The following is a 9,868-nucleotide window of genomic DNA, read 5'->3' as shown; positions in this document are numbered from 1 at the left end:
GTACAAATTATTTCGAAAGAGCAAAATATTTTTTGAAAAATTAAAAGGAAATGAATATTTTGTTTAATAAAAAAGCGGGTTAAAACCCGCTTTATACTGATGATATTTATTTTATCTATTTAATACTTTTAGAAAGATCAAGCATGGCTTCGATCGGTTTTAAAGCTTTTAAGCGAAGTTCCTCATCCATTGTGATTTCAGGAAGTTCGTATTTCATACATAGATAAAGCTTTTCCAGGTTATTACGCTTCATATAAAAACATTCTGAACAGTTACAGCTTTCATCAAAAACCAGTGCGGGAATTAATTCTTTATGAGGAGCTCGTTTTTTCATTTCATGAAGAATGCCTTCTTCAGTTGCAATGATGAATTTCTGGCAATCGTCTTTTTCTACATAATTCAGAAGGGCAGAAGTGGAGCCTATAAAATGAGCTAATTTTAAAACAGCTTCTTCACTTTCAGGATGAGCAATTAATTTTGCATCAGGATTATCAGCTAACTGCTTAGCGATTCTTTCCATAGAAAATGCTTCATGAACTACACAGCTTCCATCCCAAAGGATCATATCCCGACCTGTTTTCTGAGACAGATATCTTCCTAAGTTTTTATCCGGAGCAAAAATAATAGGTCTGTCTTTGGGAAGCGCTTCAATAATTGTTTCAGCATTAGAACTTGTTACAATAATATCGCTTTCGGCTTTAGTTTCTGCATTACAGTTGATATAAGTGGCTACCAAAGCGTTGGGGTATTGTTCGCGCATCTTTCTTAATCCTTCTCCGCTGCACCCGTCTGCTAAAGAACATCCGGCCATTGTATCAGGAAGAACGACTTTTTTTGTAGGGTTAAGGATTTTTGCCGCTTCTGCCATGAAATGAACTCCACAAAAAGCGATCATATCAGCATCTGTTTCCTTAGCCTGTCTTGCCAATTGTAATGAATCCCCCAGAAAATCTGCAATATCCTGAATCTCTCCCGGCTGATAATAATGGGCGAGAATTACGGCATTTTTTTCTTTTTTAAGTTCTAAAATAGCTTTTACGAGTTCTTCACCTTCAGGAATAATAATATCTTTTATATCTAGAAAACCCTTAACAGGAATAGCTGATTTAGCTTTCTCTAATGTTTCGGTACTCATATCCTCAAATTTTTGTTTTATAGCAGAAATTTATTAATTGTTTTAATAACTACCTATAAAATTTCTAATTAAATTTTCTATTTCTTTTTTCGCATCATCCAGATCCGTATTGATCACTATTGTATCGAACTCGTCAGCATAAGACATTTCTTCTTCTGCTTTCGCCACGCGGGTCTTGATGGTTTCCGCATCATCTGTATTCCTTGAAATCAATCTTCGTTCCAATTCTTCGATGGATGGCGGTTCAATAAAAATGGATAAAGCTTTATCCCCAAAATATTTTTTTAAAGAAATTCCTCCTTTTACGTCCACATCAAAAATAACCACTTTTCCCAAATTCCAGATCTTTTCGACTTCGGATTTTAAGGTGCCGTAATACTTGTCAGTATATACTTCCTCATATTCTACAAAAGCATCTTCTGCAATCTTTTGTTTGAATTCCTCAGGAGTTAAAAAGTGATAATCTATGGTATGTGTTTCACTTCCTCGCGGTTGTCTCGTTGTGCAGGAAATAGAGAACTGAAGTTCTGAAAATCGTTCCAATGCATACTTTACCAAAGTGGTTTTTCCACTTCCGGAAGGTGCTGAGAATATAATAACTTTATTCATTATTAATGAGATAGGAGTGATGAATTACGGCCAAGCTAAGATATTCTAACTTGTAATTCATCATTTATAATTTTATAAAACGTTTAATGTCTGCTCTTTGATTTTTTCAAGATCATCTTTCATCATCACTACCAGTTTCTGGATATCAGCATGATTGGCTTTTGATCCTAAAGTATTAATTTCCCTTCCTATCTCCTGAGAAATGAAACCTAGTTTCTTACCATTGAAGTCTTCATTGTTCATAACATCAAGATAATACTTTAAATGCTGGGTTAACCTTACTTTTTCCTCGGAAATATCGAGTTTTTCAGTAAAATAAGCCATTTCCTGATAGAAACGTGTTTCATCAACATTTTCAAACTCTTTCAATGTTTTTTGATAACGCTCTCTTACGCTTACCAGTCTTTCTTCTTCAAAAGGAATCACTTCTGATAAATATTGTTCTATATTCTGAATGTTTTTTTCAAGTTCGATGTGCAGGGTTTTTCCTTCAGTTTTTCTGAATTCTTCAAATCGGTCTACTGCATTATTAACAATTTTGGAAAGTGCTTCCCATTCTTCTTCAGTAAGTTCATCGGGCCTTGATGTAATAGCATCTGGAAATCTTACCGCCATTTTCAGATATTCGAAATCCGGTCCATCAGGGGCAATGGTACGAAGTTCCTTCATATAAGAATCGATGAGATTTTTATTGATTTTTACGTCGTTGGTTTCTTCAAGATTTTCCAGATTAATATAGCAGTCTACTTTTCCACGGATAATCCTGTCGTTAAGAATCTTTCTGATTTCAAATTCTTTTTCTTTATATCGCAGGGGGACTTTGATATTCAAATCGAAACTTTTACTGTTAAGCGATTTAATATCTATGCTTATTTTTTTACCTTCAAAAACATCTTCGGCTCTACCGAAGCCAGTCATTGATAAAATCATAGTTTTTTATTGTTGTGCAAAGATAAACATTTAAATTAGCACTGTGATTCTATCTGACCAATAAAATAATGAATGTGAACGGATGAAAAATTTGATTTCTGTCGTAGGCCCTACCGGAATTGGAAAAACAAAATTAGCAATTGATTTGGCAAAACATTTCAATACAGAAATAGTTTCCTGTGATTCACGTCAGTTTTTTAAAGAAATGAAAATAGGAACAGCTTCACCTTCAGAAGAAGAATTGAGTAAGGCTGAACATCATTTTATCGGAAATCTGTCTATTAAAGATTATTATTCGATCGGTCAGTATGAACAGGATGCTCTTGAAAAACTGGATCAGCTTTTTAAAAAATATGATACTGTAATTATGGTGGGAGGAAGTATGATGTATGAGAAGGCAGTAATAGAAGGGCTTAATGATCTTCCGGAAGCCAATCCAGAGAATCAAAGGAAATTAGAGGAGATCTGGAATTCCGGAGGTATTGAACAATTGCAGGAAATTCTGAAAGAGCTTGATACAGAGTATTATGAGATTGTAGATATTCAAAACCCCAGAAGATTATTGAGAGCCATCGATGTAATATGGCAAACAGGGAAAAAATATTCTGAACTAATATCTGATTCTCAGGCATCAAGAAATTTTAATGTACTCCGTGTAGGAATAGAAGCTCCGAGAGAAGAATTATATGAGCGGATTAACAAGAGAGTAGATATTATGATGGAGAACGGTTTACTTGAAGAAGTCAAAGGACTTGAATCCTATCGTGATCTAATCGCTTTAAGAACAGTAGGATATACTGAGCTTTTTAAATATTTTGATGGAGAATGGGACCTGGATTTTGCTATGGAAGAAATCAAAAAAAACAGCCGTAGATATGCCAAGCGTCAGCTCACCTGGTACCGGAAGGCCGATGATATTCATTATTTACAGTTAGGATATTCCCAAAAAGATTTTGAAGATCTTATACAATGGATTAATAAAGAAATAAAAAAGTAAATTCACTTTTTCACAAACAAATATATACCTCTTATATCAGTTTTAAAAGAATTTCTACCATTTGAAATCTGTGATAATATCCAGATATATTTATTACGATTTATATTAAAAAATAAAAAGTGCGGTCCTAAAAGAACCACACCTCAACAATATAAAATTTAATTAACTATTTCCAGCCGCCGCCAAGCGCTCTGTATAAATCTACGATACTGCTCAACCGCTGCCTTTTTACCGAAGCAAGGTTAAGCTCTGCCTGAAGAGAATTTCCCTGTGCAGTAATTACTTCCAGATAATTAGCCATTCCTCCTTTATAGAGCATCTGGGCACTTTTTATCCCGTCTTTTAAAGTCTGTACCTGTTCTTCTGCTTTTTGTTCCTGAACTTTTAAATTTTCATTAGAAACCAAAGCATCCGAAACTTCTCCTACCGCATTCAAAACTGCCTGACGAAAAGTCAATACATTTTTTTCTCTTTGAATTTTTGCCACTTCCAGATCAGTTTTCAATTGTCGTTTCTGAAAAATAGGCTGGGTAATTCCTCCTAAAGCAGATCCGAATAAGGAGGCCGGAATCTGAAACCAGTTATCAAACCTGAAAGAATTTACCCCTCCATTGGCTGTGATTTTTAGGGAAGGATACATATTGGCCTGGGCAATACCTACCATTGCATTGGATTCCAGAAGGGCAAGTTCCTGTTGTCTGACATCCGGACGGCGGCTCACCATAGCGGCAGGAAGGCCTGCTGAAATATCCTGAGGCAATGAGGTATCGGACATTTCTATTGTACGAGTAACCGTTGCGGGCATTTCGCCGGTCAGAATACTCAATGCATTTTCCTGAATCGCTATATTCTGTTCCAGTTGGGAAATCAAAAGTTCGGTAGACTGCTTTTGTGCTGTTGCCTGTTGAACTCCCAAAGAAGTCGTATCTCCACTTTCCCACATTTTCTGAGTAATAGTAAGCGTATTATTGCTGAGTTCCAGATTGAATTGAGCGATTTTCAGTTGTTTATCCAGCATTAATAAATTATAATATCCTTGTGCAATGGCAGCGATAATCTGTGTCTGAATTGCTTTTGAAGCTTCATAGGTCTGCAGGTACTGAATCCTTGAAACTTCTTTCTGGTTTTTTATTTTACCCCAGATATCAGCTTCCCAGGAAAGATTAAATGCCGCATTATAGTCTTCTACGTGATTTTGTCCTAAAAATAAATTAAGGCTTTGCCCGTTCATACTGTTTCTGGAAGGTCTAGATATTTGTCCCGACACTCCTAAACCAATGTCCGGATATTGTAAATATCTGGCTTGCTTTAATTTTTCTTGTGAGGCTGCCACTTGTTGTAAAGCAATCTGTAAATCATAGTTTTTGGTAATACCTTTTTCTATTAACCTCTGTAATATAGGATCTCTGAAAAATTCTTTCCATTCTAAATTGGCAATGCTGGCAGTATCTGCAGTAGCAGTTGTCCGAAACTGATCGGGAAGCTCTGCATCAGGCTCTGTGTAAGCAAGCTTTGATACACAGGAAACTGAGGCTAATGCCAGTGCTATAGTTATTAAAAAGTTTTTTACTCTTTTCATTGTTAATTTTTTAATGGCTTTAGTGAATAGGTAAAGCCGGTTGTTCATGAATTTGTTTTTGTAATTTTTTTCTTTTTCTACTCGGCATTTTCTCATGCAGATACTGGAAAATAATGTACATCACAGGAATAATGAATATTCCGAATATAACTCCGGTAAGCATTCCGCCTACCGTGCTTATTCCGATAGAATGATTCCCTTTTGCTGAAGCCCCCTGCGTCCATACAAGAGGAAGCATACCGATAATGAAGGCAAAGGAGGTCATCAATATAGGTCTCAAACGAAGTCTGGATGCCTGAAGAGCAGATTCGATAAGCGTTTTTCCAGCTTTTCTTCTCTGAACTGCGAACTCCACAATAAGGATGGCATTTTTAGCTAAGAGTCCCACCAGCATGATTAATCCTACCTGTACATAAATGTTGTTGTCAATTCCTGCCAGGCCTGTAAATGCAAACACTCCGAAGATTCCTGTAGGAATGGTAAGAATGATAGCAAAAGGAAGTATATAACTTTCGTATTGTGCGGCTAATAAAAAATAAACAAACAGAATACTTAATAAGAAAATGAAAACAGTTTGTCCACCGGTTTTAATTTCTTCCCGTGTAATTCCGGTCCATTCATAACCATATCCGCGAGGTAAAGATTGCTTGGCAACTTCTTCCACTGCTTTAATGGCATCTCCGGTACTGTAACCTGGTTTCGGAGTCCCGTTAATAGTCACTGCATTGAAAAGGTTATTTCTTGTCACGGTTTCAGGTCCGAATGTTCTTTTTAAAGTAACCAGTGTCTTTGTAGGAACCATTTCCCCCTGATTATTTTTTACATAAATTCCTTCAAGTGAATTAATATCGGTACGGTAAGGAATATCAGCCTGCGCCATTACCCTGTAATATTTTCCAAATCGGTTAAAGTCTGAAACATAGCTGCTTCCAAAATAAATCTGCATGGTCTGCATAAGATCAGAGACGGAAACACCCAATTGATTGGCTTTATCAGCGTCCACTTCAATGGTGTATTGGGGATTTCCTGCAGCGAAAGTTGTAAAAGCAAAAGCTATTTCTTTACGTTTCATCAGTTCTCCGATGAATGTCTGTGTAGTTTGTCCGAGCTGTTCAAAAGAACCGTTGGTTTTATCCTGCAGCATGAATTCAAAACCACTTACATTTCCGAATCCCTGAACCGTAGGAAAATTAAAGAAAAAGGCATTGGCATCTTTTACGGCACCCACTTTTCCCGTTAATGCAGCGGCGATCTCATCAGGATCTTTAAGGTCTCCTCTGTCCTTATAGTCTTTTAGTTTAATAAAGCCGGCGGAATAGGGAGAAGCATTCGCATTGCTGATGAAGTTAAGCCCATCTGCTACCCAAAGATGATTGGTTGCTTTTTCTCCTTTTACAATTTTATCAATCTGCTCAGTTGCATTGTGAGTCCTTTCCAGAGAGCTCCCTGGCGGAGTATTAACTGCATATAATACAAATCCCTGGTCTTCGGTAGGAATGAATCCAGAAGGTGCTTTTTTAATGAGAAATATACTTGAGGCAGTGATAATTACTAACCCTCCTACAGCGAGCCATTTGTTCTTGATTAAAAATTTAACGCTGTAAATATATTTTTGGGTGATCGTACTAAAAGCAGCATTGAAAGCATTAAAGAACCTGGTACCAAATCCTTTTTTCTGTCCATGTTCATCATGTTCACCCTGTGGGTCGTTCAGGAAAATAGCACATAATGCAGGACTGAGTGTTAATGCATTAACCGCTGAAATTAAAATAGCTATGGCTAATGTGAATGCGAACTGTCTGTAGAATACTCCTGCTGGTCCCTGCATAAATCCTACGGGGATAAATACGGCACACATTACCAATGTTATGGAAATAATGGCGCCGGATATTTCACTCATAGAATTAATGGTGGCCTGTTCTACAGGCATTCCTGTATGTTCCATTTTAGAATGGACCGCTTCTACCACGACAATGGCATCATCTACTACAATTCCAATGGCTAATACCAATGCAAATAAGGTGAGCATATTAATGCTGAACCCAAACAACTGCAGGAAGAAGAAGGTTCCGATAATAGCTACAGGAACTGCAATAGCAGGGATGAGGGTAGATCTGAAATCCTGAAGGAATATATAAACGACAATAAATACCAGAATAAAAGCGATTATCAATGTTTCTACTACCTGATGGATAGAGGCATCGAGGAAATCTTTTGAATTGTACATGATAATAGGTTTAATTCCCTTAGGTAATGTCTTTGAAAATTCATTGACCTGTTTTTCAATTTCGGTGAGAATTTCATTGGCATTGGAATCAGAGGTCTGCAGAATGGCAAATCCTGAAACAGGTTTTCCATCCACCCGGTTAGCAGCAGTATAAGTATAGGAACCAAATTCTACACGGGCAACATCTTTAAGCCTTAAAAATGATCCGTCATTATTAGCTTTAATGGCAATATTTTCATAGTCTTCGTTTTTATTCAGTTTTCCTTTATATTTCAGGATGTATTCATAAGTTTCTTTACTTCCCTGCCCAAGACGGCCGGGAGCAGCCTCAAGGTTTTGGTTTTTAATGGCATTCATGACTTCCTGTGGGGAAAGGTTATTGGCTGCAAGCCTGTCCGGTTTCAACCAAATACGCATAGAGTAATCTCTGGTTCCGAAAACCTGAGCCTGTGCGACCCCCGGAATACGCTGTAACTGAGGAATGATGTTGATCTTCATATAATTCTGAAGAAAAAGTTCATCATATTGCTTAGGATCTTCACTATATAGCCCCATGAACATAATAAAGCTATTCTGTACTTTCTGAGTAGAGATTCCGGCTTGGGTTACTTCCTGAGGAAGCTGACTCATTGCTTTTGACACTCTGTTCTGTACGTTAACAGCTGCATTATCCGGATCTGATCCCTGTTTGAAAAATACATTCAGGGTCATGGTACCGTCATTACTTGAGTTGGAAGTCATATAAGTCATGTTTTCCACTCCGTTTACAGCTTCTTCAATTGGAGTTGCTACAGAACGGGCCACAACTTCTGCATTTGCTCCCGGATAGAATGCCGTAACCTGAACGCTGGGCGGTGCAATATCCGGGAACAGCGTAATAGGAAGATTAAAGAGGGATAATACCCCCAATAATAAAAGTATGATGGAGATTACGGTAGAGAGTACCGGTCTTTCTATAAATTGTTTTAGCATAATAGTTGATTTTTTAAGTCTTCTGTATTGAAATCAGAGGTTATAAACGTTTAGCTCTGAACAGACTGTCGGAAGAGATAGGTTTTGGGTGAATGGCTGCTCCTTCTTTTAAACTACCCAATCCTGTGTATACTATTTTATCTCCTTTAGCAAGCCCTTCTGAAATGAAGTAATAGCTTTCCGTTTTTCCTGAAATACCTATAGGTCTACTGCCTACCTTTCCATCTTTTCCAAGAATATAGACATAAGTTTTATCCTGTATTTCAAAAGTAGATTCCTGTGGAATAATCACTGCGTTTGAGAATAGTTGTGGCATACGTATTCTTCCTGTATTTCCGGTTCTTAGTATTCCCCTGGCATTTGGAAATGTAGCTCTGACACTGATTGCTCCTGTACTTTTATCAAACTGACCGTCTACGATGCTCATATGTCCTTTTTCGGGATAAATACTGTTATCTGCAATCAGAAGCTCTACCATAGGCATATTTTTTAATTTTTCTTCTATATTTTCTCCCGGATATTTATTCTGAAAAGCGATGAAATCCAATTCACTTAAAGAGAAATATGCATAGATCTCACTGATATCGGAAAGAAGTGTCAACGGACTAGGGTCTGTCCTTGAGATGAGACTTCCCTTTTTGTAAGGAATTCGTCCTATATATCCGCTTACAGGAGCGACAATAGTTGTAAAGCCTACATTGATCCGGGCATTTCCCAAGGAGGCTTTTGCCTGGGCAGCAGCAGCTACGGCAGCAGCATAATTGGCTTTTGCTGTTTTAAGCTGTACGTCAGAGACAATTTTTGCATTCACCAAAGGTTCAAGACGGTCTACTTCCACTTTAGCTTTCTGTATATTGGCATTGGCAGCTTGTACATTTGCTGAAGCCATATTCACCTGTTCCCCGTATGACCGAGAGTCTATTTTAAATAGTGGCTGTCCCGCTCTTACAAAAGATCCTTCCTCCACATATATTTTATCGAGGTAGCCGTCTACCTGAGATCTTATTTCTACGTTATTTTTTCCTTCTAAAGCAGTCGGGAATTCTTGAAAAATAGTAGCATGGGAGGAGGTTACTGTATATACAGGAAGCTCCGGTGCCGGAGGTGACTGATTAGAGCTTTCTGCTGCTTTGGTGCAGTTTTGAAGAATAATTATACCGGCAAAAAATACCATAATCTTCGTTGATCCAAATAGTTTCATATAATCAAATTTTAAGTTTAAGAGTTTGATAATTATATTTAACAATGTTATTTTAATTAACAGTGTTAATATTTTGTGCAGAAAAATTGCAAAATTCAAGATGATTTAATAATATCTGCATGGATAATAAAGTGATAAGAAGTTAAGAGATAAAGAGTGTGTTAGAATTTCTAACGATGATATTTGATAGATAAGTAGTTGTTTAATAATTATGAGTT

The 9,868-nt window shown here is 37.2% G+C and carries 7 protein-coding genes; 1 reads left to right on the top strand and 6 read right to left on the bottom strand.

The features are described from left to right. Window positions 1–115 precede the first annotated feature (115 nt). From nadA to Q0A18_RS11120, 3 genes are all read right to left on the bottom strand, one after another. Complete coding sequence (gene nadA, locus Q0A18_RS11130; RefSeq protein WP_292010225.1) at window positions 116–1,135, bottom strand: quinolinate synthase NadA; 1,020 nt, start codon at window positions 1,133–1,135, stop codon at window positions 116–118. Window positions 1,136–1,177: 42 nt separating this feature from the next. Continuing rightward, window positions 1,178–1,744 (bottom strand): guanylate kinase, encoded by a 567-nt coding sequence (gene gmk, locus Q0A18_RS11125; RefSeq protein WP_292010224.1) that lies wholly within the window; start codon window positions 1,742–1,744, stop codon window positions 1,178–1,180. 72 nt (window positions 1,745–1,816) lie between these two features. After that, window positions 1,817–2,674, bottom strand: a complete 858-nt coding sequence (locus Q0A18_RS11120; RefSeq protein ID WP_292010223.1) for a YicC/YloC family endoribonuclease — start codon at window positions 2,672–2,674, stop codon at window positions 1,817–1,819. A gap of 82 nt (window positions 2,675–2,756) precedes the next feature. Here Q0A18_RS11120 and miaA point away from each other — a divergent pair, with 82 nt between their 5' ends. After that, window positions 2,757–3,671: a tRNA (adenosine(37)-N6)-dimethylallyltransferase MiaA gene (gene miaA / locus Q0A18_RS11115; RefSeq protein WP_292010222.1), complete on the top strand. Its 915-nt coding sequence runs from the start codon at window positions 2,757–2,759 to the stop codon at window positions 3,669–3,671. A gap of 166 nt (window positions 3,672–3,837) precedes the next feature. Here the strand turns inward: miaA and Q0A18_RS11110 are convergent, their stop codons facing one another. Genes Q0A18_RS11110 through Q0A18_RS11100 form a run of 3 tightly spaced genes read right to left on the bottom strand, consistent with a single transcriptional unit; the run spans window position 3,838 to window position 9,650 of the window. Beyond that, window positions 3,838–5,250: an efflux transporter outer membrane subunit gene (locus Q0A18_RS11110; RefSeq protein ID WP_292010221.1), complete on the bottom strand. Its 1,413-nt coding sequence runs from the start codon at window positions 5,248–5,250 to the stop codon at window positions 3,838–3,840. Between the two features lie 19 nt (window positions 5,251–5,269). Next, a complete protein-coding gene (locus tag Q0A18_RS11105) occupies window positions 5,270–8,449 on the bottom strand; it encodes an efflux RND transporter permease subunit (RefSeq protein WP_292010220.1) in 3,180 nt (1,059 codons plus the stop codon). Between the two features lie 40 nt (window positions 8,450–8,489). After that, a complete protein-coding gene (locus Q0A18_RS11100) occupies window positions 8,490–9,650 on the bottom strand; it encodes an efflux RND transporter periplasmic adaptor subunit (RefSeq protein ID WP_292010219.1) in 1,161 nt (386 codons plus the stop codon). Window positions 9,651–9,868 lie beyond the last annotated feature (218 nt).

It is taken from the genome of Chryseobacterium sp. (assembly GCF_022712095.1).
Lineage (GTDB): Bacteria > Bacteroidota > Bacteroidia > Flavobacteriales > Weeksellaceae > Chryseobacterium.
The sequence above is the reverse complement of the archived record's forward strand: the minus strand, read 5'-3'. Positions and strand labels throughout refer to the sequence as shown.